Here is a 25,433-nt window from a genome sequence, read left to right on the forward strand (position 1 = left end):
CTGTTTTCAGAGTTATTAAATGAAACATCAGTTGTAAAGTAAAACCCTTAGTATTGCTTCATTGTTATTCTCAGTGTTTCCCTTGGCTTCATAGATACATTAAATAATTCAAGCTTTCAGCGCATCGCACTTTTGGCGATTAATTTTTTATTTTTATATAAGGGACACATCATGTCTAACAAAACAAACGGCGTAGTAAAATGGTTTAACGAAGAGAAAGGTTTCGGTTTCCTAACTCAAGACAACGGCGGCGCTGACGTATTCGTTCACTTCCGTGCTATCGCATCTGAAGGTTTCAAGACTCTTAAAGAAGGCCAACAAGTGTCTTTCGAAGTAGAGCAAGGCCAAAAAGGTCTTCAAGCTGCAAACGTTGTAGCTCTATAAGATTTTAAGTCGGCGCAGGTTGCATTAGCAACTTGCGTCACTTTCTCCCTTAAATCTTTCCCCTCTAGTTCCACCTGTAATACCCCCTCAAAATATTCTAAAATCCTTTGCTAAATCCGCTTCTCTGTTCTATCTATAGCTGTATCTATCTCTTGCTCCAAACAAATCTCCTGCGTAACAACCTGCTCACTTACTCATCCTGATTGGCATTATTGTATCCATAAAAAAAGCCCCTAAAACTAGGAGCTTATCTTGATCTAATCAACACTGATTCAGCTAATGGCTTATTCACAGCGTGTTACTGACAAACTGTTATTCAATATTCTGGATCTGCTCACGCATCTGTTCGATAAGAACCTTAAGCTCTACGCCTGATGCTGTGATGTCTGTGCTGATAGACTTAGACGCTAGCGTGTTTGACTCACGGTTGAACTCTTGCATCATGAAGTCAAGCTTACGGCCACAAGCACCACCCTTCTTCAATACGACATTTGCTTCTTTCACGTGAGAGTCTAAACGGTCTAGCTCTTCTGCTACGTCTGACTTCTGCGCAAGTAGGATAAGTTCTTGCTCAACACGAGAACCTTCAAGTTCAATTTTAGCATCTTCAAATTTGGTAAGAAGGCGCTCACGTTGCCATTCTAGGATCTCAGGCATGCGTGTGCGAACTTTAACCACTTCTTCAGTGATCGCATCTAAGCGCTGTACGATTAGCGCCTTCATGTTCTCGCCTTCACGAGCACGAGCATCAATGAACTCTGCGATGGCATCGTTGAATGCTTCCAGTAGATCTTTGTTGATGGCATCCATGTCTTGCTCTGGCGTTTCCATCACGCCAGGCCAGTTCATAACTTGGAATGGGTTCAGACGGCTGTCTTCACCTGTCATGGTCATTACTTGGTTAGCGGCGTTGATTACTTGCTGAGCCAAACCTTCGTTAATGCTTAGCTCGCCTTTCGCTGCTGGGTTTGCTTCAAAACGTAGGTTACATTCAACCTTGCCGCGAGCTAGACGCTTACGGAAACGCTCACGTAAGATTGGCTCTAAACCACGGAACTGTTCAGGCATACGGAAGTAAGTTTCAAGGTAGCGTTGGTTTACACTACGGATTTCCCATACTGCTGTACCCCAATCGCCTTTTACTTCTTTGCGTGCATACGCGGTCATACTATAAATCATCGAATTTTCCTGTCTTTTATCATTCTGAAAATAACGCGCACGCATAGTATCACGATACGGGGTGCACCCGAAGCTTGTCTCTTTTCCGCGATAAATAGCCTTTCACGGTAAGTACCTTTGAGTCGTAAGTCTCTTTAAGTCGTAAGTCGCTTTGAATGGTAAATAGATTTGAAAGATAAACTGCTATATAATCTTGCCCCAATCAAAACTGTCTCACCCCTTTCTTAGGTGATGCACTCTTTCGATAGTAAATCACTTCAGACTGTTAATAAGGTAGATACCAATGCGTCCAAATGACCGCGCTGTAGATCAAATTCGTCCAATTAAAATTACTCGTAACTACACAGCTTATGCTGAAGGTTCTGTATTAGTTGAGTTCGGCAACACTAAAGTTCTATGTAATGCGACGGTAGAAGAAAACGTGCCGCGTTGGTTAAAAGGCCAAGGAAAGGGTTGGGTAACCGCTGAATACGGTATGCTTCCACGAGCAACACACACTCGTAACCGTCGTGAAGCGGCGAGCGGTAAGCAAGGTGGTCGTACGATGGAAATCCAACGTCTGATCGCGCGTAGCCTACGTGCTGTTGTTGACCTGAAAGTAATGGGTGAAATCATGATCACTGTCGATTGTGATGTTATCCAAGCAGACGGCGGTACTCGTACTGCTTCTATCTCAGGTGCAAGCGTTGCAATGGCTGATGCTATCAACAGCTTACTTGCAAGCGGTAAACTGAAAAAGAACCCAATGAAAGGCCACGTAGCGGCAGTTTCAGTGGGCATCGTTGGTGCACAAGCACTGTGTGACCTTGAGTACGTTGAAGACTCAGCAGCTGATACCGACATGAACGTTGTAATGACGGAAGACGGTAAGATGATTGAGATTCAAGGCACCGCAGAAGGCGAACCGTTCAGCCACGAAGAGCTGATGCAGCTTTTAGCCCTAGCGAATAAGGGCATTACCGATATCGTCGAAGCGCAGAAAGCTGCGTTGGCCGACTAGTTTTTAGATAGCTCCCACATTGGGGGCTATTTTTTTATCTTCGTCGTATTCGCGCCCTCCGCGTTGTTAACTGCGCTTACTCACCCGAATCACTTACTACTCGTAAGCTCACGGGGTTCGCGAGCTTGTTGCCTAGCGGAAAGCACGACTACTTAGAAGATACTGAGATGAGTTTAAGTTAATTAAGTTTTATTGAATAAACGTAGAGGAAAAACATGAAAGCATATCAACGTGAATTTATTGAATTTGCACTAGAGAAAGAAGTACTTAAGTTTGGTGAGTTTACTTTAAAGTCTGGCCGTAAGAGCCCTTACTTCTTCAATGCTGGATTGTTTAATACAGGTCGTGACCTAGCACGCTTAGGTCGCTTCTACGCAGCAGCATTGGCAGATTCAGGCATTGAGTTCGACGTACTATTTGGCCCTGCGTACAAAGGTATCCCAATTGCAACGACAACAGCGGTTGCACTTGCTGATCACCACGATGTGGACACGCCTTACTGCTTCAACCGTAAAGAAGCGAAGAACCACGGTGAAGGTGGCAACCTAGTGGGTAGCGAACTTGAAGGTCGTATCATGCTAGTGGATGACGTGATCACTGCAGGTACAGCGATTCGTGAGTCGATGGAAATCATCCAAGCAAACGGCGCTGACTTAGCGGGCGTGCTTGTTGCGATTGACCGTCAAGAGAAAGGCAAAGGCGAATTGTCTGCGATTCAAGAAGTAGAGCGTGACTTCGGTTGTGCGATTATCTCAATCGTTAGCCTGACTGATTTGGTGACCTTCCTTGAAGAGAAAGGCACCGACGCAGCACATCTTGAATCTGTAAAAGCGTACCGCGCTCAATACGGTATCTAATTCGTAAGCTGAAGAAGTTGAACCTGATGGTTTAGCGCTCTAGGTTAAGAATCGAAAAAGCAAAAAGGCCCGAGAGAGATAACTCTTTCGGGCCTTTTACTTTTCTATTGAGATGAGCTGCTTTCTTATCTATTTATAACGAATGCCGCGTTCCATTTCTGGGTCTTCCATGGTTTTGAAGCGCTTGTGTAGCCACATCCATTGTTCTGGTGCTCGTAAGATAATTTTCTCAAGATAGCGGTTTAGATAAGCGGCTGCGGCTTTTTCATCTTTGCGTGGATAGTCATCTTCTATTGACTCATCCGCCATGATTTCATACTTACCATCGGCATTTCTAAACCCTGAACCCGGAACAAGAGCGCATCGGCTAGTGTAAGCCAGAATACTGGTGCCTGTTGTGGTACATGCATCTTCTACTGCGAAGAAAGGCACAAACACAGACTTGTTACGGCCGTAGTCATGATCCGGCAGATAGAAAAGGATCTCACCCTGACGCAGGATTCGAATCATACGCTTAACGTCTTTACGATGGATAAGGCGGTTGCCGTTCTGAGTACGACCACGGTATTGAATGAATTCGTAAGCTGGGTTGTTGTGCGGGCGATAAACACCTAAACCAGAAATACCAAGAACGGCCATTGCTCGCGCAGTGATCTCTAGGTTCAAGGCATGCACACAGCACAACAAAACACCTTTACCGTTGGCTTTGTGAGTTCGTAGTGTTTGGGTGTCTTTATCTACTAGGATTATTTTGAAGCGCCACGTCGGCCAAAACCAAGTAATGCCGGTTTCGATCAGCGCCATACCAGTATTCTTAAAATTCTCACTGACCATGGCAGCGACTTCGTCTGCTGGCTTATCTGGGAAGGCGAGTTCCAAGTTACGTGTTGCGACCGCTACGCGCTTTTTACCATAACGAGCCCCAAGAGACCCCAATGAACGACCTAGCAGTAATAATATACGGTAAGGGAGAACATTAACGATAAGCGCCAATAACCCAAAACCGAACCACACTCCCCAATATTTAGGGTGGAGCAGTGCCAGAGTAAAAGGTGGCTTAGTAATAACGTGTTGTGCAGTGCTGTTTGTCGGAGAAGTTTTCGTCGTCATAACCATCACTTAAGATTTGATTGCTACTTAATTTGATTGCTACTTAATCTGAGCGCTTAACAGAGCCCAGTAAGCATCAAAATTTTCGGTTGGTTGATATTTGAAGTCAGAACGTACAAATCGATTCAGACTGCCTTCAACCTGACCGAGCAGTTGAGCCGCTAAGATCTTCTCATCAACAGGGAACGATTTCCCTTCACGAAGCTTCCTTTCACGTAAGATCTGGCGAAGTTGAGTCTCAATACGCTCAAAAAGCTGATTGATGCGTTCACGCAGGCGCTCATTCTCAAACATTAGGGCATGGCCCGACAAAATACGAGTCAAACCAGGGTTGCGCTCAGAAAAGACTAAGATAAGTTGCATCACGAGGCGGATACGCTCAAGAGTGTCTTTTTCTTCATCGAGAATACGGTTGATTCGAGACATCAACGCTTCTTCAATGAACTCTATTAGGCCTTCAAACATGCGAGCTTTGCTTGGGAAGTGGCGGTAGAGCGCAGCTTCAGATACGCCGACTTGCTTGGCCAACTTTACCGTTGTGATACGAGAAGCACCTTCGGTCGATTCCAACATTTGTGCGAGAGCTTGTAGGATTTCTTCACGACGGTTTGATTTTCGAGTACCAGCCATCTATTTACTTCCTTTCCTAAAGATGAGGATTGAGTGAAGCAGGATTATAAACACCATTCAATTCTGTTTCCTAGTTTTGTGAGCCCTAGGTCAACAGAATCGAGAGGTGTCAGCAGATTGTCAGAGCAAATTTGTGCGTTTATGCACCAATAAGCTGTTGGATCTGATCGAGGATCTGGAAACCAAGTGTGTCTTTACTATCCAGTGGCAGAGATTTATCACCGTCTTTCCAATAAAGGTGCAATTCATTACTGCTGCTATTGAAGCCTTGGCCTTCGACAGAGACATCGTTAGCACAAATCATATCGAGGTTCTTTCTTTCCAGTTTGCCGCGCGCGTACTTCTCAACGTCTTGAGTTTCTGCAGCGAAGCCGACAGTAAATGGACGGCCTTCTGTCATTGAGGCAACAGAAGCGACAATGTCTGGGTTCTTAACCATTTGAATGGTCATGTCGTCTTTACCATCGACCTTTTTAAGCTTTTGGTCTGCAATGGACTGTGGACGATAGTCGGCTACTGCAGCGCAGCTAATGAATATATCGTGTTGAGCTGCATTGGTACTCACAGCATCAAACATCTGTTGTGCGCTGTCGACATCAATGCGATTAACCTTGTTTGGCGTCGCAAGTGAAACAGGGCCACTGATTAGAGTCACTGTTGCACCTTGTTTAGCGGCCGCTTCAGCCAGTGCATAGCCCATCTTGCCCGAACTGTGGTTAGTAATGTAACGCACAGGATCGATAGCTTCGCGAGTTGGACCTGCAGTAATCAACACAGAACGGCCAGCAAGAGGCTTAGGTTGGAAGAAGTCTTCGCAACGGTGCACTAGCTGCATTGGCTCTAGCATGCGCCCCATGCCGACATCGCCACACGCTTGTTCGCCTGCAGCAGGGCCCCAGATTTCACAGCCACGACGTTTTAGCGTCGCGATGTTTTCTTGAGTTGCAGGGTGGCTGTACATCTGTTGGTTCATTGCCGGAGATACCGCAACTGGCGCATCGGTTGCTAAAACCAAAGTGGTCAGTAGGTCGTTACCCATGCCTGCGGTCATGCGTGCAATAAGATCAGCGGTTGCGGGTGCTAATAAGACTAGGTCAGCCCATTTCGCCAGTTCGATGTGCCCCATGGAAGCTTCAGCAGCAGGATCAAGCAAACTATCAGACACTGGCCTTCCAGAGACGGCTTGCATGGTGAGAGGAGTGATGAACTCCTTGGCTGCATTCGTCATGACGACTTGTACCTGCGCACCACGTTCAATTAAGCGTCGAGTCAGTTCGGCACATTTATACGCAGCGATACCACCACTAATGCCAAGGAGGATTTTTTTCCCTGCTAGGCCTTGTTGGTCAGCGCTGCTCAGTTGATTAACCAATGTTTGCATGATTCTGTTCCTTAATTTCTCTGGGACTTACGATATCAGAACAAAGGATTAGTGCCTAGAAGCAGAATTCGAACAGACTTGATGCTCATCAAGTTGGTGTTATCAAACCTATCAATTACACGGTTTTGCTAGGCATTAGTCTTCTTTATAACGCTGTGGAAGCTCTCCGTAGACAAACGGATTAGGGTGATGGATCGTATTCATCACCCTAAATAGCCTTTATATGCCTATAAGTAAGATGCCGGTTGAGTCGATGCCAAGAGAAAAGTTACTGAGTCGAGGGCCAGATTCTCTAAGTGATGCGGAGTTGTTAGCGATATTTCTTCGAACGGGTACACAAGGAATGAATGTTTTAGAGCTTTCTGACAAGTTGATCAAAGATTTTGGTTCGCTGCGCCAACTTTTTTCTGCAACCGAGACAGAGTTTTGTGCTCATAAAGGGATGGGGCAGGCGAAATATGTCCAGTTGCAGGCCGTTTTAGAGATGACGCAACGTTATTTGGCCGAAACTTTATCTCGAGGTGATGCACTCACTAGCCCAAGCCATACCAAGTTGTATCTTTCGAGTATATTGCGTGATCGTCAGCGAGAAGCCTTCTATATCTTGTTCTTAGATAACCAAAACAGAGTAATAAAGGATGAAGTGATGTTTGAAGGAACCATCGATGCAGCATCAGTTTACCCTAGAGAAGTAGTGAAACGGGCACTTCATCATAATGCAGCGGCATTAATCCTAGCGCACAACCATCCTTCTGGTGTTGCGGAGCCAAGCCAAGCAGATAGGCGAATTACACGCAGATTAACCGACGCATTGGCGCTGGTGGACATCCGAATTCTCGACCATTTTGTGGTTGGAGATGGCGAAGTTATCTCTTTTGCAGAGCGCGGATGGATTTGAATCACATTTTAGGTTGTTAGTTGCGTTAAATCTGCTATCATTCCGCCCACATTTTAGAACCTTAAATCAGCTCTGATTACTCAAATAGCTGCCCTGTTCAAAAAAAGATCACGAAATCCTTAAAAAGGATCTGTTCGGGTCTTGAGCAATGCATGTCAAGTTAGTATAATACGCGACCTTTGATAGCCTTGAATGGATTTTCCATTATGGTTTTTACCTCTATTTTCAGAATTGATAGAGAGGTTCGGCCACCAAGGTTGATATCGAGCTGAAACGATTTGGAGAGACATTCATGTCCCGAGTATGTCAAGTAACTGGTAAGCGTCCAGTAACGGGTAATAACCGTTCACACGCACGCAATGCTACCAAGCGTCGTTTTCTGCCGAACCTACAAACTCACCGTTTCTGGGTAGAGAGCGAAAAACGTTTTGTTAAACTACGTCTAACTGCTAAAGGCATGCGTATTATTGATAAGAAAGGCATCGATGCTGTTCTTGTTGATATCCGTGCACGTGGCGAAAACGTTTAAGAGGAATTAAGCAATGGCTAAAGGCATTCGTGAGAAAATCCGTCTAGTATCTTCTGCTGGAACTGGTCACTTCTACACAACTGACAAGAACAAGCGTAACATGCCAGGCAAATTTGAGATCAAAAAGTTTGATCCAGTAGTTCGCCAGCACGTTATGTACAAAGAAGCTAAAATCAAGTAATTGATAGCCCCTTTGTCTCTTCTTTTATAGAAGAATAAATTAAAAACCCAGCTTATAGCTGGGTTTTTTTATGCCCAAAATTTAGGAAGCCCCAGTATTTTGAGAAACCTGAGGTTTTTTGAGAAGCTTAAGCTTTTTCGAGAAGACTAAGTGTTTTTGAGAGGCGTAAGTTTCATTGGCTCAATTTGGCACCTACCGCACAGACGTTACACTTGCCGATGGGCTTATGTGATAGAAAACAGCGCAACATAGCAAGTATCGCCTTTTTCACGATATACTGAACACTCAATAGGTTAGATGAGCAGAATCAGATGAGATATCGTGGACGCCGATGGAACAACATACTCATGTTCAGTGTGATTGCTTTTATTGGGGTGTTAAACCTTCCAACATTGATCAAGGCTTATTTGATCGAGCCCGAACCTGAAGTTACGGTCAGCAGCCCTTATCCTTCTCTTTTAAATCCAGCCGCTGAGCTTCAAGCTTTGCACTTTGCTAATTGGTCAGTTGTGCTAGAAGACGATCATTGGGTTTATCAATTTAAAGATACAGCACTTCCTCAGACTACCAGTGCGCGAGAGTTGTCGCAGCGATGGAAAGAGCTTGTGGGCACCGAAGTCGATTCTCAAACCTATACCGACCTCTCACCACAACTGAATACCCCGCACACCATCGAGGTGTGGTATCAAGATCAAGAAGAACCACAACGCATTACCTATTATCAACTACCTCAGTTCTGGCTGCTAAAAAACTGGAATGATCAGTGGTTGGCGGTGTCTATTGAAGAGAGCTACTTGTTTCCAAGCTTTGGCTCAGACCAGTCATTTAAGTCAGACAAGCTATCTATATCAGACAAACCACCTAAATCGGACGACTAACTATGCCTGAATTACCCGAAGTTGAAGTAAGCCGTATGGGGATCTCGCCTCATTTAGTCGGTGAGAAGATTAAATCCCTGACTTTTCGCACGCCTAAGCTGCGCTGGGATATCCCTCAAGAACTTAAGAAATTAGAAGGGCAGTTGATTCGATCAATCTCGCGTCGCGCAAAGTACCTATTGATTGAAACCGATATGGGCACAGCCATTGTTCACCTTGGTATGTCTGGTTCACTGCGTGTTTTAGATGCCGATTTTCCGCCAGCAAAACACGATCACGTGGATCTTAAGTTAACCAATGGCAAGATATTGCGTTACAACGATCCGCGCCGCTTTGGTGCGTGGCTCTGGTCGGCGCCTGATGAGATACATACTGTATTACTGGGATCTGGCCCTGAGCCACTAACCGATGACTTCAACGCTGATTACATTGCTGAGAAAGCAGAAAAGCGTAAAGTGGCCGTCAAACAGTTCATTATGGACAACAAAGTAGTGGTCGGTGTGGGAAACATCTACGCCAATGAAGCGCTGTTTTCTTCACGAATTCATCCACTTCGCCCTGCTAATAAGATAACTCAAGCCGAGTGGGTCTTGTTAACTCAAGAGATTAAAGAGGTGCTTGCGACTGCTATCAAACAAGGTGGCACCACTTTAAAAGATTTCGCGCAAGCAGATGGCAAGCCGGGGTATTTCGCTCAAGAACTGCAAGTTTATGGGAAAGCCGGTGAAAAGTGCCCTACCTGTAAAGCTCTAATCCAAGAGTTAAAAATAGGGCAGCGGAATACGTTCTTTTGTGAACACTGTCAAATCTAGCTGTTTTGGAAAGGTCACTTTTTGATTAATGAGCCGAGTGTAGAACTCGGCTGTGGTAGCATGATCCGTTATATTTCAAACCACTTTATCCACAAGCATATCATATGGATTTTGACCAAAACTATCGTAAGTTAACTCGCACCCTCATAGTGCTTTTTTTTACTGGCATTGCACTCTTATCGCTTTCTCGTGCAATGTTCTACTTTCAGATCGTCGACTCTTCAGAACTGATAGGTATTGAGGCGGATGTCTGGCGTGCCTTTTGGGTTGGTTTTCGTTTTGATGCTAAAGTTGTTGCAATAGGTTTTGCACCACTGTTACTTGTTGGACTTATCCTTTCTAGTTTTTCTTATCTATATCAAAAATTCATCCGGTTTATACCTAACTACAGCGCATTGATATTTTTTCTACTTTCAGCAATGTCTATTGCCAACTATTACTACTATGTCACTTATGGGACTTATATTGATGTCTTTGTTTTTGGCTTAGTTGATGATGATACTGAGGCCGTTCTTGAGAATGCTTGGGCAGACTATCCGATATTGCGCTCTTTTCTTACCGCTATCTTCATCGGATTGTTAGGCTATTTGGGTTCAAGTAAATTAACCACCTATTTTAATGAAAAAAAGTGGGCTGATCGTCGATGGTGGCAAGTTGTAGTGTCAGTCGTTATGGTCATTGGGGTCACAGTGATGATAGCTCGTGGTTCTATCGGGACGTTACCTTTGAAGCGCTATCATGCAAATGTTTCACAATACGCACCTTTAAATAATATTACCCCGAATGCGTTTATGGCGCTTGATTGGGCCAAGAGTGACTATAAAAAACAATCTAAATTTGAGCCTATTTCTAAGCAAGCACTAGAGCAGCAAATGCTCAAGGTATTGGGGCAGCCTAATCCGATTTATACGACGCCTAAAAATGATTACCTAGAAGCCCATCAACCTCACGTCGTAATGGCATTGATGGAGGGGCTTGGAAGCAATGTGCTTGTGGAAGATGACCCAGAAAACAATGATCTTTTGGGCTCTTTAAGAAAACACTTTGATGAAGATTTTGTCTTTGAGCGTTTCATGGCGGGTACATCTGCGACGATAGACAGCATTGTTATGATGCTGTTCCATAGTGCTATACCGACAATCAGCCACTCAAATGCACAACGCGTTGAGTTGCCAAGTTCTGCTGTCTTGCCGTATAAACAGGCGGGCTATGATGTCGTGTTTATATATGGTGGTAACAGTATGTGGCGTAATTTGGCAAATTATCTACCACGTCAAGGTTTTGATGCTGTTTATGACGAAAATAGCATCATCAAAGCATTCCCAGAAGCTAAAGAGGAAACGGATACCTGGGGGGTTCCAGATGAATTTATCTTTAAGTTTGCTCGTAAATTGCTTGATGAAGCGGACAAGCCGCAGATGATATATATCATGACGGTGACCAATCACTCCCCATTTAGATCACCTTCAGACTATCAAGTTAAGCCTGTACAAGAAAGCTATCGACTAAAACAATTACTCGGCCCAATGGAAGAGGAAGCGAAAGATCTACTTCAGGTTTACCAATATGCGAACGACTCTTTGGGGCAATTTATTACTGGTGTTAAGGCATCACCGTTAAGTAAGCAAACCTTGATAGCTGCTTCAGGTGATCATCGTGTACGTTATTTAGCGACGAATACTAAGGAAGAGTTCGGTCTTACGTTTGGCGTACCATTCTATATGTATGTCCCAGCTGAAATTTTAGACAATACAGACTATGTGTATGATCAATATCGGATTGGTTCACATCGAGATGTCTATCCAACCTTGTATCATTTCAGTTTGTCTAGCCAAGATTATGTCTCTCTAGGCGGTGAAAACATGCTATCTCAAGATGGTGTGAGTAATATTGGTTACAACAGCTCTCGAACAATTACTCAAAAAGGGGCTTTCGCTAATTCTAATGCGGAACAATTGTATCCTTGGCGAGATGACAATAAGTTGCTAAATCACAAAAAGTCGACGGAAAACCCCGACTCTAATTGGGCTAAAGATTATCGTAAGTTACAAAATTATTATTTGCGCTATCAAATTACGTCAGCTCCTTAGGTTGTAGAAAAACATCAGCCCTTCCATAGTGGAGGGCTGATTGTACTTAGGCGTGTTTCTTAGTGTGAAGTGCTTTTGCAATAACTGTTGGAACGAATTGAGTAACATCCCCACCATGAATAGCGACCTCTCTGACTATAGTAGACGAGATAAAGGCATACTCTTCAGCAGGTGTTAAGAACACACTTTCCAAACCTGGCATTAACCTACGATACATGTTGGTTAGTCCAAATTCGTATTCAAAGTCGACTGTAGTACGCAAACCTCTAATTAATATATTTGCTTCTACTTCTTTGGCGAAATCGACCATGAGTCCGTTGAACCCTTGTGCTGTAACGTTACCTAGGTGCTTAGTGACTTCGATACAAAACTCTACACGTTCTTCTAATGTGAACATGGTGTTTTTACTCGGGCTAGCAGCTACGGCAATGATCACCTCATCGAACATTTCAGCTGCTCGTTCTATTAGATCAAGGTGTCCATTGGTGAGTGGATCAAAAGTACCAGGGTAAAGAACTTTCTTGTTCATAATTGTTTCTCAAACTGTTGGTAGAGTGATTGATAAGTTTGAGCCGTGGTTTCGATCTCAAATTTACTTAGATGCTGAGCCGCACCATCGATGAGCCTATCTCGCAGCTCTTTCGAGTGGTAGATAGATTGAATGTGTGCGCTTAATTCTTTGGCATCTGCTATTTCAAACAACAATCCAGATTCATCATGTGTAATAACATCAGGGATTCCTCCTGCTTTTGAACCCACGACGGGTAACCCTGCTGCCATAGCTTCCAAAATGACAGAGCCCATCCCCTCGGTGTGAGATGTATGAATCAGTAAATCGGCAGCTTCAAACCAGTTACCGACCTCTTTCTGGTTCCCCATGAAATAAACATTCGATGCACCAGCTGCTTGTGCTTTAAGTGCTTCGAATTCAGGGCCATCACCAAGCAGAGCGAGCTGTATATCATCGTTTATTTCATTCAGTAATTTTGCAGCTTCAATCGCTATGTCGAAGCCTTTATGTTTGTACATTTTTGCCGCTTTTATGACAAGAAACTTGCCTTTAAATTGTTCACGTATTTTTTTAACTTCGATTGGATTTGATGTATATCTTGCTGGAGAGTCCGGTATGAAGACAGCGTGAGCCTTGGGGTGCCTTTGCTTGACCACTTCTACGACTTTGTTACTGACACCTGTAATAGCAGACGCTGCTTCATAAGCTCGTAGAGATAGGGCCTTTTTTTTCAAAGGGTTGTCAATGCGACGGGTGATAATGTAAGGCTTTTTGAAGAGTTTTTTTTGTATGTAGGCCCAGTAAATTGCTCGACCTTCATGTACATGCATTAGGGTACAATCTTTAGTAATTATAGAACGATGCCCTAACAAAAAGTGCTTAGAAGGGAATACGCGACAGTTGAGTCTTTCAACTTCTACAAAAAAAGGGCTGTTAGGGTTAGCAACAACAGTCAGAGTATAGCCGAGCTTAATTTGTTCTTTAATTAAGACTAACGTTTGTCGTTCTCCACCGCTAAATCCAGTAGCAAGATTGACATGGCAAATGTTCATTTTTATTTCTCGCTTACTTCGTATCTTGATTTTGGTAATTATGCTGGTTGTGTTTTTTTGTTGATGTTCTGATCCACAGGTCGGAATACTTCACAATAGTGTAGTGTGTCGAGAGCATCGATAGTAATAGCCCTTGCTTACCATCTAAGAATCCCGCTTTTAGAATGTACATCTTAATGAAGCAAGATAAAGCATGAGTAATGATGCTAGAAAAACGACCTTTTTTACCTTGTTTAGCTTTATCAGCACTCCAAGCCAAAGCATAAGAATTGGACTTTTTGAGGTAATGCTCAAGGTCGTTATAGGTATAGTGAATCGCGTCACCAGAAAGATTTTTTACCACCATTGATGTACCAACAGATACTTTTTCATGGACTTGAGCAGTATTATATTGAGTTAGGTTTGTCGGGTATAAACGTACAACGCGATCAGGATACCAACCACAATGGCGAATATAACGACCGAATACCCAGCTCAATCGGCAAATACTGTAAAGTGTCCGAGCTTCATTTTTCGTAACGGCTTCTTGGATGCTGACCTTTAATTCATCGGTCACTCGCTCATCAGCATCAAGCCAAAGCACAAAATCTGATTCTACGAATTCTTGTGCGATGCGACGCTGTGGTCCAAAACCAGGCCAATCGGTATTGATATGAAACTTCTCAGTATATTGGCGTGCAACCGCTTCTGTATCATCAGTACTTCCTGAGTCGAGTACAACAATCTCATCTACCCAATCCGCGACAGTTCGTAAGCAGGCATCAAGGTTTTGAGACTCATTTTTTACAATGAGTGCGACAGCGAGGGTCGGCTTTGAATTAGTTTGCATTAAGCGGTTTACCTTGTGTAATGATAGTGAATGATTGCACCACAGCATCAAGTGAGATTTCAGCCATAACATGTTCACCTTTGACTCGAGTACTCCATGGTAATTCAGAGGCTAGTTTTTTATGCTGTAGTTGTACGTGTTTTTCATACACACTCACGACAGAGGATAAGTTGTTATATGGGCCAGTTCTTAGAGGGTTACTATGCCCATACAGTCCAATCACAGGTGTACCTTGGGTGGTGGCCAAATGTGCAGGGCCTGAATCAGGAGCAATAACAACAGCGGCTTCTTTTAGAATAGCTGTCAGTTGTTTTAATGAGGTTTTTCCTACAAGGTTTAGAGCTGGTTGAGTCATCTTTTCTGTGATCACCTTCGCTAGAGTGACTTCCCGTTCAGCAGGAGAGCCACAAATTGCCACTTGATAACCTTGAGATACAGCGTAGTCGGCAAATTCTGCATAGCGTTCAGGTAACCAGTTACGTTCATCTTTACTTGCTGCTGGACTAATGACGACAGTGGGGCCTTGCCCTAGTGACTCTTTAGCAAATTGAGTATCTTCAACACTGATAGGTAAATTCCATTCAGGTATAGAACGAGGCACACCAAGATAGTTAACAAAAGAATAAAAACTGTCGAGAACATGTTGAGATTCAACATCCTCGAGCTTCTTATTGGTAAATAGCCACTGAGCTTCCTTTGCCCGTTTAAAATTAAAGCCGACCTTATACGTTGCTTTGATTCCTAGAGTGAGTAAGCTAGCTCTTAGGGCGAGTTGCATATGAACTAAAACATCAAATTTTCGACCAGATAGTTGCTTCCATACGGATTGCATTCCGGATAGCCCAGCCTTTTTATCAAATATGACCAGTTCGACGCCTTCTAGCCCTTCTAGCAATTGAGCTTCAATCTTTCCGATAATCCAGGTGACCTTCGTTGTAGGCCATTGTTTTTGCAAAGCTTGTATAACTGCTACCGCATGGCAAACGTCACCAATCGCTGACAAACGCAAAAAACAAACAGATTCAGGTGGTTGAGTAAAAAGGGGCATAAAAAACGCTCATAAATTTAATTGTCTAAGATTATGCAGACAGCGCCGATAAATGTAAAATAGTGCTCGTTTTACACTTACCAAATAGCAGATGGCTCACATATGACAGCAGAAAACCAAGGAAAACCAGGAAATACTGGTCTTAAAAGGATCATTAAAGCCACGGGCTACTCTATCAAGGGCTTGAAAGCTGCCTTTAGATATGAAGCAGCAATTAGGCAAGAGTTGGTTCTGTTGTGTGTCGCGATTGTTGCGTTGGTTTGTTTGAATTTCAGCGTGATAGAAACCATTTTGTTGTTGGGTGTTGTGGTATTGGTTTTGATTGTAGAGTTGATCAACTCCGCGATAGAGGCGGTTGTCGATCGGGTTGGCGTTGAACATCATGAGTTAAGTGGTAGGGCAAAAGATATCGGTTCAGCTGCTGTGTTAGTTGCGCTACTATTCGCGGGTTTTACTTGGGCTTTCATTTTGTTCAATAACTATTGGTAACAATGACTAATGATCAAAACTATCCGAACAAATAACTCTATGATTTGGTTTGACGACCAACTATTAGCACATCCTCCGGAGCAGGTATTTGATATTAGATACTGGCAAGATCGAAAGCGAGTGATGGGCAGTGCAACAGGCCGCGGCACTACATGGTTTGTTGATACAGGCAACCTTCCTGCCGCTCTCAGACACTATCGACGCGGTGGATTATTTGGAAAAGTTGTTCATGACAGTTACTGGTTTAATGGTTGGGAAAATACTCGTAGCTTCATGGAAATGATGCTGCTTAATGAGTTGATTGCGGCTGGCGTGAATATTCCGAAACCTATAGCGGCAAGAGCGGTCAAAAGTGGAACCACATATACAGCGGACTTGTTAAGTGAAAAAGTTGCTGATGCCACAGACCTTGTGGATATCCTGACAACAACCCCAGTCTCGGCAGGCCTGTATCGAGAAATTGGACACCAAATAGCGAAGATGCATAGTGTGGGTGTTAATCATACCGATTTAAATATTCATAATATTCTTATCGACCAGCGTGATCGAGTTTGGATTATCGATTTCGATAAGTGTGGTTATGGTAAAGGAAGTTCTTGGAAGCAATCCAATCTCGAACGTCTGAGGCGATCTTTCTTCAAAGAATTGAACAAACGTCAAATTCATTGGCAAGAAGAGGAGTTCGATACTCTTCTTGCTGGGTACAATGATTATTTTGCTAAATAGTCATCTATAAAATTAGTTAGGATAGTAAATATGTCTTTGAAACAGAGGCTACATGCGCACGGGTGGTTTATTCTGGTGAATGCTCTCGTTGCCATGTTGATTGCATGTCGTTATTTCTCTTTTTTGCCTGAGTTTCCATCTGAGCCACTAGCAGTCGTTTTTATTATTGTGTCTGTTTTTGGACAGATGACGCTGATTGCGGCATTAATCGGTTTAGTCGCGTTACCTAGTTTGTTTCTACCGAAGAATTCAAGAAACCTAGTGCAAGCAATCACCGCTTCAATTGGCGTCACAACACTTTTCATCGATACAATTGTTTTTGCACAGTACCGTTTCCATATCAATGCAGTTGTTCTTGAACTGGTACTCTCCGGGCAAATTGTCAGCTTCCCATTGATCACTTGGGTTATGGTTATTGGTGGTATCGCTTTACTGCTTGGACTTCAGTGGGCTTTGATCCGTTGGTTGGAAAACGATGCACCAGTACGTTCGTACAAGCTAGGTCGTAAGTTTGCTTGTATTACTTTCCTAACACTATTAGCAACTCATGGTATTCACATTTGGGCAGCTGCGCATGCGTATCAGCCCGTGACAATGGTGAAGCGCTACTTACCTCTGTTCTATCCAGCGACGTCAAACAGCATGATGAAAAAGTATGGTTGGATAGATGAAGAAGCGATTACTCGCCAAAAGTCACTGACGTTAAATCGTAAGAGCGACCTTAACTATCCGCTATCTCCTTTGAAAATAGAGAGTGTTGAAAAACCAGTCAACATTATGTTCCTTGTTGTCGATTCTTGGAGATATGACACATTTAATGCTGACAATACACCCGCTATGTGGGAGTTCGCTCAAGACGGTTTAATCTTTGAAAACCATATGGCTGCAGGTAATGCGACTCGCACCGGTATTTTTGGTCTGTTTTACGGTATTCCTGGTACATACTGGCATGGCTTTTTAGCGAATCAACAAAGCCCTGTTTTCATCGATCGCCTACAAGAACTCGATTACGATTTAGGTATCTTTACTGCTGCACAGCTAAGAAAGCCTGAGTTTAACCAAACAGTATTCACCAATGTTGAAAATCTTCGTATTGGTTCGAAAGGTAACCGTCCTTCGGCACTTGATGCTAATTTGACGAAAGATTGGCTAAATTGGTATGAAAATCGTGATCATTCGAAGCCTGCATTTTCATTCCTGTTCTATGATGCACCGCATGGTTATGACTTCCCTAAAGGCTTCGAACCTCGTTATGAACCAATGTTACAAGTGGTTAACTACTTGAAGCTCAATAATGAGACCGATCCCCAACCATTCTTTAATCGTTATAAGACAAGTGTGCGCTACGTAGACTCTGTGGCAGAACAAGTGCTGAACAAGCTTAAAGAAACGGGCGACCTTGAGAATACGCTTGTAATTATCACAGGTGACCATGGCCAAGAAATGAATGATAACAAGATGAATTTCTGGGGGCACAATAGCAACTTTACCGATGCTCAAGTGAAAGTGCCTTTTGCGATATTTGGCCCGGGCATTAATAAACTAGACACGAAGTGGTCTTCACAAAGCCTGACTAGTCACCAAGATGTTGTGCCAACAGTTATGAAGCATTACCTCGGTGTAACCAATGACGTCAAAGATTACTCAGTAGGAGAGGATCTGCTGGGTGAGCACGTTGATAGAGATTGGATCATCTCATCGAATTATAGTGGGTATGCTGTGATCTCAGATGACAACATCTTAGAAGTCGGCGCTGGTGGTCAATATCAATTTATGGACAAAACAAATCGTCAAATTAAGGGAGAAAAGCCAAATTTCACTTACCTTCAAGAAGCTTTAGAACAAATTAGCAGGTTTAATAAATAAAATGAATGTTATAACTATAATTGTACCAATATATAATGTTGAGAGCTTCTTAGATGACTGTTTAATGTCAATTGTTAATCAAACTTATGATAATATTGAGGTGATACTGGTTGAAGATAAATCTCCTGATGGGAGCTTGTCTATTGCAAGGAAGTATAAAGAACAGTACGGTTTTAAATTAATTGAAAAAGAAGTTAATCAAGGGTTGTCAGAAGCAAGAAATAGTGCGCTTGATATAATGACTGGTGATTTTGTTTTATTTCTTGATAGTGATGATGCGTTACATCCTAGAACTTGTGAGTTTTTAATTTCTGTATATTGTAATGATAAGCCTAGTATTATTAGTTTTAGGAACTTTCGTTTTGAAAGTGAAGTAAATTTCAATGATATTGATGTCACTCAGTGCACACCAGTAAATGTAACCCCTCTTGAGGAATTAAGTAATGGTATTATGGCTTGTGCTAGGTTGTATAAATCTGAGTTGTTTGATGGATTAAGATTTCCTGTAGGTATGGTATCTGAAGATACAGCAACTGTTCCAAGGTTGTTATGCCGAGCTGAAGGGTTGTCGACTATTAACATTACATTTTATGCTTACAGAAGAGCATTAGCTAACTCTATAACATCAAATGGGGAGCTGTTAATGAAGGATTCCCCTAATGCTATTAGATTGTTGTTAGATAGTAAGGAAGTTCCTAAAGAAATAATTCAATACTTAACATTGAAAATGTTTATTACACTGACTCGTCGTTTTATTATATCGAAGTTTCTTTGGAAAGTAGAGTTAGATTCGTATCTTACTAAGAATGAAGATTTATTGATTTTATTGCGAGATATTCATGATATTCCAGTTCAGTTAACAAAAAAAGATAGAAAATATGCAATCTCTTTGATTTCTTATATTAAAGGTCATCAGATTAAAAGTTTATTTCCTTTTATTATGAGTTGGTCAGGAAAGATGCTAAAGAGCATGTTGAAGTTTTAGTTTTTTATTATTCTCGTGGTCATTGAGAGTGCTTGGTTTTCTATGGTTTCAGGCTTATTCATAAAACTGATGAAATTCACATTGACTCCTAAGTAAAAGAAGCATGTGAACAGGTACATGATTCCACTCGTGATAATCAAGAGTGTGAGCATTAAAGCGGTGTTACTTACTTCTTATGGTTTGAGTTAGACTATGATTTCTCAAGCCTGAAAATGGAGGTAGCTAAAGCAAATTTTCTTCCATTTAACCTATGTACTATGTCGAATATTTGACAGAGGATACCTATTCACATCCTCATCAAGTTGCTACCTATGTTGAAGAAGTATTTAGCCTTAGTTATACGGCACGCGTTCTAGATATTTACGAAATTCTAGAAGCAAACTGTGGCGAGAATGCGTCGATGGTGTTTATCAATGCCGTTCATCCAACATCGTCGGCCCAAGCCTCAATCCAATCGAATGATTAAGAAGGTAATGAAAGAGAAGTCGACATATAGTTTCTACTTCAAGACCAAACGCGCGATTGAGGCAGTAATCGACCGATTCCTCGACTAGACTCTCCCAAAGCTCACAGGATCGTTGACGTTTCGAATTGATGATAATTTTGAGATATTCGAACCTGCATCCTCAGATTGTTCGGGTATAATAAATGTTAGTTTTAAAGTTTAGTGTTAAAGAGGTTGTATGAACTCACTTTTATCTTTGATCGGTCGTACCGATGCTTTGTTTACTCACGACATTGGTCAGCATGAAGCTGAGCTGTCTCGTATTGTTTCGGATTCCCGTTTTCTTGTGCTTGGTGGTGCAGGCTCTATTGGTCAAGCGGTTACTAAAGAGATCTTTAAACGCAATCCAAAGAAATTGCATGTTGTTGATATCAGTGAGAATAACATGGTGGAGGTGGTTCGAGATATTCGTAGTTCTTTTGGTTACATCAATGGTGACTTTCAAACGTTTGCTCTCGATATCGGCTCGATTGAGTATGATGCGTTTATTAAGGCAGATGGCCAATACGATTACGTGTTGAACTTATCGGCACTTAAGCATGTCCGTAGTGAAAAAGATCCGTACACGCTAATGCGAATGATTGATGTGAATGTGTTTAATACTGACAAGACCATTCAACAGTCTGTCGATGCAGGTGTGAAGAAGTACTTCTGTGTCTCGACAGATAAAGCGGCAAATCCAGTCAATATGATGGGAGCATCAAAGCGTATTATGGAGATGTTCCTAATGCGTAAAAGTGAAGAGATGGCTATCTCGACAGCACGTTTTGCTAACGTGGCATTCTCTGATGGTTCTCTATTACATGGCTTTAACCAACGTCTATTGAAAAACCAACCTATCGTGGCGCCAAATGACATTAAACGCTACTTCGTCACGCCTCAAGAGTCTGGTGAGTTATGCTTAATGTCGTGCATTTTTGGTGGAAACAGAGACATCTTCTTCCCTAAACTTAGTGAAGCGCTTCACTTAATCTCATTTGCAGATATTGCTGTGAAGTACCTTGAGCAACGCGGTTACGAACCTCATCTTTGTGAAAGCGAAGATGAAGCCCGTGAGTTGGCGAAAACACTTCCATCACAAGGCAAGTGGCCTTGTTTGTTTACGTCTAGTGACACTACTGGTGAGAAAGACTTTGAAGAGTTTTTTACCGATAAAGAAACACTCGATATGGAGCGTTTTGCAAACCTAGGCATTATTAAAAACGACCCTTTGTATCAGCAAGAGTTACTGAATTTATTTGAAAGTACAATTGGTCAAATGAAATCAGATCGAGAGTGGAGTAAAGAGCAAATCGTCGAGCTATTCTTTACTATGATTCCTGACTTTGGACACAAAGAAACAGGCAAATATCTAGACAGTAAAATGTAGGAGAGATCATGAAACCTGCATCATTAGTTGAATTTGTTCGTGATACTTACCAAACCAATGAGTTTGTTCCTTTGCATGCGCCAACATTCAATGGCAACGAGAAAGCTTACGTCACAGAAACCATTGAGAGTACGTTTGTCTCAAGTGTTGGTAAATTTGTGGATCAGTTTGAATCGAAGATTGAAGCTTACACCGGAAGTGCTAAGGCGGTAGCTGCTGTCAATGGCACCGCGGCTTTACATGCAGCACTCTATATGGCGGGCGTACAACGTGGTGATTTGGTTGTTACACAAGCTTTGACCTTCGTTGCGACTTGCAATGCCCTGTACCACATGGGTGCAGAGCCAATTTTTGTTGATATATCTCCGGTAAGCTTAGGCTTGTGCCCTAAAGCTGTTGACCACTATCTAACACAACACGCTGAGTTGACTGAAAAAGGTTGTATCCATAGACAAACAAGACAACGCATCCGCGCTGTGGTTCCGATGCACACTTTCGGCCACCCTGTCGAACTCGATGAGTTAGTCGCCGTATGTTTAAAGTGGCAACTGGTCTTAGTGGAAGATGCAGCAGAAAGTTTGGGCTCTTTCTATAAAGGCCAACATACAGGTACATTCGGTGATTATGCTGCGATCAGCTTTAATGGCAATAAAGTTATTACAACCGGTGGCGGTGGTATGGTTCTGTGTAAAACTCAAGAGCAGGGTGCTCGTACTAAGCACGTGACCACGACAGCTAAGGTCCCACACCCTTTTGAGTTTTATCATGATGAGCCTGGCTTCAATTATCGAATGCCAAATTTGAATGCCGCATTGGGTTGTGCACAAATGGAAGTGCTCGAATCATACCTAGCTCAGAAGCGCCAATTGGCTGAACAGTACCAACATTTTTTCTCCGGTTCAGAATTTACATTCGTGACAGAGCCAGAATACGCGACATCGAATTATTGGCTGAATGCGATTATTTGCCCAGACACAGCATCACGAGCACAAATTTTGGAAGAAACCAACTCTGCGGGTGTCATGACGCGTCCTATTTGGCAGTTGATGCATCGTCTTCCTATGTTCGAGAACGCATTGCGTGGTGACTTGACGCAGTCTGAGTTTATTGAAGCGCATTTGATCAACATTCCGAGCACACCCATTCAACTGTCTAAAGGCGCTTAATGGAAAACAAGATTCAGAAAGTAGCGGTTTTTACTGGAACAAGAGCAGAGTATGGTCTGCTCTTTTGGCTTTTGAAAGATATTCAAAGTGATCCCGATTTAACACTGCAGCTTCTCGTTTCAGGGATGCACCTTTCGCCGGAGTTTGGGGAGACCTATCAGCAGATAGAAAAAGATGGATTTAAGATTGATGAAAAAATTGAAATCCTGCTTTCATCTGATTCTGCCGTAGGTACAGCTAAAAGTATGGGCCTTGGTGTCCTTGGGTTTTCGGACTCTTTAGCACGTCTACAGCCTGATGTATTGGTTATACTTGGCGATCGCTTTGAGGCATTAGCCGCTGCTCAAACGGCGATGATTTTGCGTATTCCTATTGTTCACTTGCATGGTGGTGAAATTACAGAAGGCGCATACGATGATGCGATTCGTCATGCAATTACCAAGCTGAGCTACCTGCATGGTACGTCGACAGACGAATATCGTCAGCGCGTGATTCAATTGGGTGAGGCACCTGAGCGAGTAAGAAATGTCGGTGCAATAGGCCTTGACCACCTTAAACGTGCTGACTTCATGTCATTGGGCGAGTTGGGGGAATCTCTCAACTTTTCTTTGACTAAGCCGTTTTTCTTGGTGACTTATCATCCGGTGACACTCGGCAATGAAGCGCCAGAAGCATCCTTTCAAGCTTTGCTAGATGCTTTAGATGCTTTTCAAGAGCATCAAGTTATTCTGACTTACCCAAATGCCGATGATGGTGGGCGTCGCATCATTCCGATGCTGGAAGCTAACGCTGCAAGCCAACCAGAACGCGTATTGGCAATCCCTTCGTTAGGGCAAGTGCGTTATCTAAGCGCAGTGAAGCATGCTTCGGCGGTTATTGGTAACTCTTCTAGCGGCATTATTGAAGTGCCAGCGTTTGATGTCCCGACTGTCGATATCGGTGTACGTCAGAAAGGCCGTTTGGCTGCTAAGAGTGTGTTGCATTGTGAAGCAAATCAAGTCGATATTGAGCGAGCGATGCTCTCAGCAGTGGCTCGTGACTATAAAGAGCCAACGGAAGCGATAGAGAACCCTTACGGGCAGGGAAACACCAGTGGCAAGGTCATTGAAATGATCAAAATATTGGATTTCAATCCATGTAAGACATTCCACGATTTGCCGAACTAACAAAGTTATAAATTTAGCTTTTAGTCACTTGAAAATTAAAGAGAGAGCGGTATGACTCTGATTATTGCCGAAGCAGGCGTAAACCATAATGGTGATGAAAAACTGGCATTTGAGCTGGTTGACGCAGCGCATCAGGCGGGGGCTGATATTGTAAAATTTCAGACGTTTAAAGCGAAAAACCTCGTAACTGAAGAAGCTAAGCAAGCAGACTATCAGGTCACTAATACACAAAAGCAAGAGTCGCAATTAGCTATGCTAAGTCGCTTAGAGCTCTCCTATGATGCCCACCATGAATTGGTAAAACACTGTGAGAAACTCGGCATAGAGTTTTTATCAACGGCTTTTGATTCAGAGAGCTTGGATTTCTTAGTCAACGACCTTGGTTTAACTCGTTTGAAGCTACCGTCTGGTGAGCTAACCAACGCACCTCTTGTGTTAGAGCATGCTCGCACAGGGTGTGATTTGATTGTTTCTACCGGTATGGCGACGTTGTCCGAGATCGAAACGGCGTTGGGAGTTATTGCATTCGGTTATACTGCGGATGATAGCGCGACACCTTCAGAACAAGCCTTCCAAGAGGCTTATGCTTCCGATGAGGGTCAGCAAGCTCTAAAGACTAAAGTGACCATTTTACACTGTACGACAGAATACCCAGCACCGATGGAAGAGATTAACCTGAAAGCGATGGATACTTTAGGGCGTGCTTTTGACTTACCAGCTGGATACTCAGATCACAGTCAAGGTATTACTATTCCCATTGCTGCCGTTGCTCGTGGGGCAGTGTTGATCGAAAAACATTTCACGTTGGACAACAACATGGAAGGACCAGATCACAAAGCTTCCCTTGAGCCTCAAGATCTAACTGCAATGGTGAGCGCTATTCGCCAAGTCGAGAAAGCACTTGGTAGTCGTGTTAAAACACCAACGGTATCAGAGGTGAAAAATAAAGCGGTGGCGAGGAAAAGTCTGGTCGCTGATCGTGATATTGACGAAGGTGAAGCATTTTCACCCGAAAACATGACGATTAAAAGACCGGGTAATGGTATGTCACCTTATTGCTATTGGGACATGCTCGAGCGCACTTCTTCCAAGGCATATCGAGCTGGAGAGCTGATTCTTGAGTAGCGTCGTTTCTAAGCTGCCAATTGTATTAATTGGTGGGGGCGGCCATGCTAGTGTGCTTGCTGATATCTTACTTCGCCAAGGGCGTGAGATAGTTGCGGTGATTTGTCCTGATGATGTCTCCCAGCGTAGGGTTTTCTCGGGGATTAAGCAGTTTCTCAAAGATAGTGACGTAGAACAGTTTTCTCCCAATGACGTTAGACTTGTGTTGGGTATTGGTGCGATGCCTAAATCTAACTTGCGGGAAAAGATCGCGAGCTACTTCATTGGATTAGGCTATCGATTTGAAAGTGTCATTGCTGAAACTGCATTTTTCTCTGAATATGCAACTATAGAACATGGTGTTCAAATTATGGAAGGAGCAGTTATACAGGCTGGTGCATCCATAGGGCGGCATAGCATCGTCAATACTAGCGCGATTGTAGAGCACGATTGCCAGATTGGTGCTCACAACCACATAGCTCCTAAAGCAACGTTGTGTGGCCAAGTCAAAACTGAATATGGTTGTTACGTAGGGGCGAATGCAACGGTGATACAAGGTGTTACATTAGGCACACTTTCTATTGTCGGAGCGGGTGCTATTTTAACGAAACCCCTACCACCACAAAGCATATGTTATCCTTTTAGAAGCATTATCGAACCATACTAGCTTGCTGTAAGTTGCCAAGCA

At 43.0% G+C, this 25,433-nt stretch carries 27 protein-coding genes; 19 read left to right on the forward strand and 8 right to left on the reverse strand.

Annotated elements, in window-relative coordinates:
- Positions 1–171: 171 nt before the first annotated feature.
- Complete coding sequence (gene cspE / locus AC3CID_RS00690; RefSeq protein ID WP_004735656.1) at positions 172–384, forward strand: transcription antiterminator/RNA stability regulator CspE; 213 nt, start codon at positions 172–174, stop codon at positions 382–384.
- A gap of 312 nt (positions 385–696) precedes the next feature.
- Here cspE and AC3CID_RS00695 read toward each other — a convergent pair whose 3' ends face one another.
- Positions 697–1,563 (reverse strand): YicC/YloC family endoribonuclease, encoded by an 867-nt coding sequence (locus tag AC3CID_RS00695; RefSeq protein WP_114634198.1) that lies wholly within the window; start codon positions 1,561–1,563, stop codon positions 697–699.
- 283 nt (positions 1,564–1,846) lie between these two features.
- Between AC3CID_RS00695 and rph the strand changes: the two genes are divergently transcribed.
- The gene (gene rph / locus AC3CID_RS00700; protein ID WP_004735726.1) at positions 1,847–2,563 is read left to right on the forward strand and encodes a ribonuclease PH; all 717 of its coding nucleotides are present in this window, start codon (positions 1,847–1,849) and stop codon (positions 2,561–2,563) included.
- 215 nt (positions 2,564–2,778) lie between these two features.
- Positions 2,779–3,420 carry an orotate phosphoribosyltransferase gene (gene pyrE / locus AC3CID_RS00705; protein WP_004735727.1) on the forward strand — a complete coding sequence of 214 codons (642 nt, stop codon included), beginning with the start codon at positions 2,779–2,781 and terminating at the stop codon, positions 3,418–3,420.
- Between the two features lie 129 nt (positions 3,421–3,549).
- On the opposite strand, the gene lpxL is transcribed toward pyrE, so the two are convergent.
- From lpxL to coaBC, 3 genes are all read right to left on the reverse strand, one after another.
- Positions 3,550–4,530 (reverse strand): LpxL/LpxP family Kdo(2)-lipid IV(A) lauroyl/palmitoleoyl acyltransferase, encoded by a 981-nt coding sequence (gene lpxL / locus AC3CID_RS00710; protein WP_488526781.1) that lies wholly within the window; start codon positions 4,528–4,530, stop codon positions 3,550–3,552.
- Between the two features lie 39 nt (positions 4,531–4,569).
- Positions 4,570–5,160 (reverse strand): nucleoid occlusion factor SlmA, encoded by a 591-nt coding sequence (gene slmA, locus AC3CID_RS00715; protein ID WP_016768952.1) that lies wholly within the window; start codon positions 5,158–5,160, stop codon positions 4,570–4,572.
- A gap of 139 nt (positions 5,161–5,299) precedes the next feature.
- Positions 5,300–6,541, reverse strand: coding sequence for a bifunctional phosphopantothenoylcysteine decarboxylase/phosphopantothenate--cysteine ligase CoaBC (coaBC, locus tag AC3CID_RS00720; protein WP_171312308.1), 1,242 nt, complete (start codon positions 6,539–6,541; stop codon positions 5,300–5,302).
- A 223-nt stretch (positions 6,542–6,764) separates the two neighbouring features.
- Between coaBC and radC the strand changes: the two genes are divergently transcribed.
- The 6 genes from radC (at position 6,765) to AC3CID_RS00750 (ending at position 11,929) form a co-directional block, all read left to right on the forward strand.
- Positions 6,765–7,439 carry a RadC family protein gene (gene radC, locus AC3CID_RS00725; RefSeq protein ID WP_026012282.1) on the forward strand — a complete coding sequence of 225 codons (675 nt, stop codon included), beginning with the start codon at positions 6,765–6,767 and terminating at the stop codon, positions 7,437–7,439.
- Between the two features lie 292 nt (positions 7,440–7,731).
- A complete protein-coding gene (gene rpmB / locus AC3CID_RS00730; RefSeq protein ID WP_004728407.1) occupies positions 7,732–7,968 on the forward strand; it encodes a 50S ribosomal protein L28 in 237 nt (78 codons plus the stop codon).
- Between the two features lie 13 nt (positions 7,969–7,981).
- Positions 7,982–8,149: a 50S ribosomal protein L33 gene (gene rpmG, locus AC3CID_RS00735; RefSeq protein WP_002535344.1), complete on the forward strand. Its 168-nt coding sequence runs from the start codon at positions 7,982–7,984 to the stop codon at positions 8,147–8,149.
- Between the two features lie 311 nt (positions 8,150–8,460).
- Positions 8,461–9,027, forward strand: coding sequence for a hypothetical protein (locus tag AC3CID_RS00740; RefSeq protein ID WP_488526782.1), 567 nt, complete (start codon positions 8,461–8,463; stop codon positions 9,025–9,027).
- A 2-nt stretch (positions 9,028–9,029) separates the two neighbouring features.
- Positions 9,030–9,839 carry a bifunctional DNA-formamidopyrimidine glycosylase/DNA-(apurinic or apyrimidinic site) lyase gene (gene mutM / locus AC3CID_RS00745; protein WP_488526783.1) on the forward strand — a complete coding sequence of 270 codons (810 nt, stop codon included), beginning with the start codon at positions 9,030–9,032 and terminating at the stop codon, positions 9,837–9,839.
- A 104-nt stretch (positions 9,840–9,943) separates the two neighbouring features.
- Positions 9,944–11,929, forward strand: coding sequence for an LTA synthase family protein (locus tag AC3CID_RS00750; RefSeq protein ID WP_488526784.1), 1,986 nt, complete (start codon positions 9,944–9,946; stop codon positions 11,927–11,929).
- 46 nt (positions 11,930–11,975) lie between these two features.
- Here AC3CID_RS00750 and coaD read toward each other — a convergent pair whose 3' ends face one another.
- The 4 genes from coaD to AC3CID_RS00770 are packed head-to-tail and all read right to left on the reverse strand — an operon-like array spanning position 11,976 to position 15,369.
- Complete coding sequence (gene coaD, locus AC3CID_RS00755) at positions 11,976–12,458, reverse strand: pantetheine-phosphate adenylyltransferase (RefSeq protein ID WP_488526785.1); 483 nt, start codon at positions 12,456–12,458, stop codon at positions 11,976–11,978.
- The gene (locus AC3CID_RS00760; protein WP_488526786.1) at positions 12,455–13,492 is read right to left on the reverse strand and encodes a glycosyltransferase family 4 protein; all 1,038 of its coding nucleotides are present in this window, start codon (positions 13,490–13,492) and stop codon (positions 12,455–12,457) included. Before AC3CID_RS00760 ends, coaD begins: the two co-directional genes overlap by 4 nt.
- A gap of 13 nt (positions 13,493–13,505) precedes the next feature.
- Positions 13,506–14,321: a glycosyltransferase family 2 protein gene (locus AC3CID_RS00765; protein WP_488526787.1), complete on the reverse strand. Its 816-nt coding sequence runs from the start codon at positions 14,319–14,321 to the stop codon at positions 13,506–13,508.
- Positions 14,311–15,369, reverse strand: coding sequence for a glycosyltransferase family 9 protein (locus AC3CID_RS00770; protein WP_488526788.1), 1,059 nt, complete (start codon positions 15,367–15,369; stop codon positions 14,311–14,313). The genes AC3CID_RS00765 and AC3CID_RS00770 overlap by 11 nt, the downstream gene beginning before the upstream one ends.
- Positions 15,370–15,471: 102 nt before the next feature.
- Between AC3CID_RS00770 and AC3CID_RS00775 the strand changes: the two genes are divergently transcribed.
- The 10 genes from AC3CID_RS00775 to AC3CID_RS00820 all read left to right on the forward strand — a co-directional run bounded on the left by AC3CID_RS00775 (position 15,472) and on the right by AC3CID_RS00820 (position 25,412).
- Complete coding sequence (locus AC3CID_RS00775; protein ID WP_488526789.1) at positions 15,472–15,858, forward strand: diacylglycerol kinase; 387 nt, start codon at positions 15,472–15,474, stop codon at positions 15,856–15,858.
- 9 nt (positions 15,859–15,867) lie between these two features.
- The gene (locus AC3CID_RS00780) at positions 15,868–16,584 is read left to right on the forward strand and encodes a 3-deoxy-D-manno-octulosonic acid kinase (protein WP_488526790.1); all 717 of its coding nucleotides are present in this window, start codon (positions 15,868–15,870) and stop codon (positions 16,582–16,584) included.
- Positions 16,585–16,614: 30 nt separating this feature from the next.
- A complete protein-coding gene (locus AC3CID_RS00785) occupies positions 16,615–18,450 on the forward strand; it encodes a DUF3413 domain-containing protein (RefSeq protein ID WP_488526791.1) in 1,836 nt (611 codons plus the stop codon).
- Between the two features lie 64 nt (positions 18,451–18,514).
- On the forward strand, positions 18,515–19,435 hold the full coding sequence (locus AC3CID_RS00790; protein ID WP_488526792.1) for a glycosyltransferase family 2 protein: 921 nt from the start codon (positions 18,515–18,517) through the stop codon (positions 19,433–19,435).
- A 268-nt stretch (positions 19,436–19,703) separates the two neighbouring features.
- The gene (locus AC3CID_RS00795) at positions 19,704–19,901 is read left to right on the forward strand and encodes a hypothetical protein (protein ID WP_488526793.1); all 198 of its coding nucleotides are present in this window, start codon (positions 19,704–19,706) and stop codon (positions 19,899–19,901) included.
- Between the two features lie 217 nt (positions 19,902–20,118).
- Positions 20,119–21,309, forward strand: a complete 1,191-nt coding sequence (locus AC3CID_RS00800) for a UDP-N-acetylglucosamine 4,6-dehydratase (RefSeq protein ID WP_488526794.1) — start codon at positions 20,119–20,121, stop codon at positions 21,307–21,309.
- A gap of 8 nt (positions 21,310–21,317) precedes the next feature.
- The gene (locus tag AC3CID_RS00805) at positions 21,318–22,475 is read left to right on the forward strand and encodes a LegC family aminotransferase (RefSeq protein ID WP_017086716.1); all 1,158 of its coding nucleotides are present in this window, start codon (positions 21,318–21,320) and stop codon (positions 22,473–22,475) included.
- Positions 22,475–23,641: a UDP-N-acetylglucosamine 2-epimerase gene (neuC, locus tag AC3CID_RS00810; protein WP_488526795.1), complete on the forward strand. Its 1,167-nt coding sequence runs from the start codon at positions 22,475–22,477 to the stop codon at positions 23,639–23,641. Before AC3CID_RS00805 ends, neuC begins: the two co-directional genes overlap by 1 nt.
- Before the next feature lie 51 nt (positions 23,642–23,692).
- The gene (neuB, locus tag AC3CID_RS00815; protein WP_488526796.1) at positions 23,693–24,766 is read left to right on the forward strand and encodes an N-acetylneuraminate synthase; all 1,074 of its coding nucleotides are present in this window, start codon (positions 23,693–23,695) and stop codon (positions 24,764–24,766) included.
- Positions 24,759–25,412, forward strand: coding sequence for an acetyltransferase (locus AC3CID_RS00820; protein WP_488526797.1), 654 nt, complete (start codon positions 24,759–24,761; stop codon positions 25,410–25,412). Before neuB ends, AC3CID_RS00820 begins: the two co-directional genes overlap by 8 nt.
- The last annotated feature ends 21 nt before the right edge of the window (positions 25,413–25,433 follow it).

The organism is Vibrio sp. QJM3NY_21, assembly GCF_057785975.1.

Coding starts and splice junctions, on each gene's coding strand:
- cspE (WP_004735656.1), top strand. CDS start 172: ATGTCTAACAAAACAAACGGCGTAGTAAAATGGTTTAACGAAGAGAAA.
- AC3CID_RS00695 (WP_114634198.1), bottom strand. CDS start 1,563: ATGATTTATAGTATGACCGCGTATGCACGCAAAGAAGTAAAAGGCGAT.
- rph (WP_004735726.1), top strand. CDS start 1,847: ATGCGTCCAAATGACCGCGCTGTAGATCAAATTCGTCCAATTAAAATT.
- pyrE (WP_004735727.1), top strand. CDS start 2,779: ATGAAAGCATATCAACGTGAATTTATTGAATTTGCACTAGAGAAAGAA.
- lpxL (WP_488526781.1), bottom strand. CDS start 4,530: ATGACGACGAAAACTTCTCCGACAAACAGCACTGCACAACACGTTATT.
- slmA (WP_016768952.1), bottom strand. CDS start 5,160: ATGGCTGGTACTCGAAAATCAAACCGTCGTGAAGAAATCCTACAAGCT.
- coaBC (WP_171312308.1), bottom strand. CDS start 6,541: ATGCAAACATTGGTTAATCAACTGAGCAGCGCTGACCAACAAGGCCTA.
- radC (WP_026012282.1), top strand. CDS start 6,765: ATGCCTATAAGTAAGATGCCGGTTGAGTCGATGCCAAGAGAAAAGTTA.
- rpmB (WP_004728407.1), top strand. CDS start 7,732: ATGTCCCGAGTATGTCAAGTAACTGGTAAGCGTCCAGTAACGGGTAAT.
- rpmG (WP_002535344.1), top strand. CDS start 7,982: ATGGCTAAAGGCATTCGTGAGAAAATCCGTCTAGTATCTTCTGCTGGA.
- AC3CID_RS00740 (WP_488526782.1), top strand. CDS start 8,461: ATGAGATATCGTGGACGCCGATGGAACAACATACTCATGTTCAGTGTG.
- mutM (WP_488526783.1), top strand. CDS start 9,030: ATGCCTGAATTACCCGAAGTTGAAGTAAGCCGTATGGGGATCTCGCCT.
- AC3CID_RS00750 (WP_488526784.1), top strand. CDS start 9,944: ATGGATTTTGACCAAAACTATCGTAAGTTAACTCGCACCCTCATAGTG.
- coaD (WP_488526785.1), bottom strand. CDS start 12,458: ATGAACAAGAAAGTTCTTTACCCTGGTACTTTTGATCCACTCACCAAT.
- AC3CID_RS00760 (WP_488526786.1), bottom strand. CDS start 13,492: ATGAACATTTGCCATGTCAATCTTGCTACTGGATTTAGCGGTGGAGAA.
- AC3CID_RS00765 (WP_488526787.1), bottom strand. CDS start 14,321: ATGCAAACTAATTCAAAGCCGACCCTCGCTGTCGCACTCATTGTAAAA.
- AC3CID_RS00770 (WP_488526788.1), bottom strand. CDS start 15,369: ATGCCCCTTTTTACTCAACCACCTGAATCTGTTTGTTTTTTGCGTTTG.
- AC3CID_RS00775 (WP_488526789.1), top strand. CDS start 15,472: ATGACAGCAGAAAACCAAGGAAAACCAGGAAATACTGGTCTTAAAAGG.
- AC3CID_RS00780 (WP_488526790.1), top strand. CDS start 15,868: ATGATCAAAACTATCCGAACAAATAACTCTATGATTTGGTTTGACGAC.
- AC3CID_RS00785 (WP_488526791.1), top strand. CDS start 16,615: ATGTCTTTGAAACAGAGGCTACATGCGCACGGGTGGTTTATTCTGGTG.
- AC3CID_RS00790 (WP_488526792.1), top strand. CDS start 18,515: ATGTCAATTGTTAATCAAACTTATGATAATATTGAGGTGATACTGGTT.
- AC3CID_RS00800 (WP_488526794.1), top strand. CDS start 20,119: ATGAACTCACTTTTATCTTTGATCGGTCGTACCGATGCTTTGTTTACT.
- AC3CID_RS00805 (WP_017086716.1), top strand. CDS start 21,318: ATGAAACCTGCATCATTAGTTGAATTTGTTCGTGATACTTACCAAACC.
- neuC (WP_488526795.1), top strand. CDS start 22,475: ATGGAAAACAAGATTCAGAAAGTAGCGGTTTTTACTGGAACAAGAGCA.
- neuB (WP_488526796.1), top strand. CDS start 23,693: ATGACTCTGATTATTGCCGAAGCAGGCGTAAACCATAATGGTGATGAA.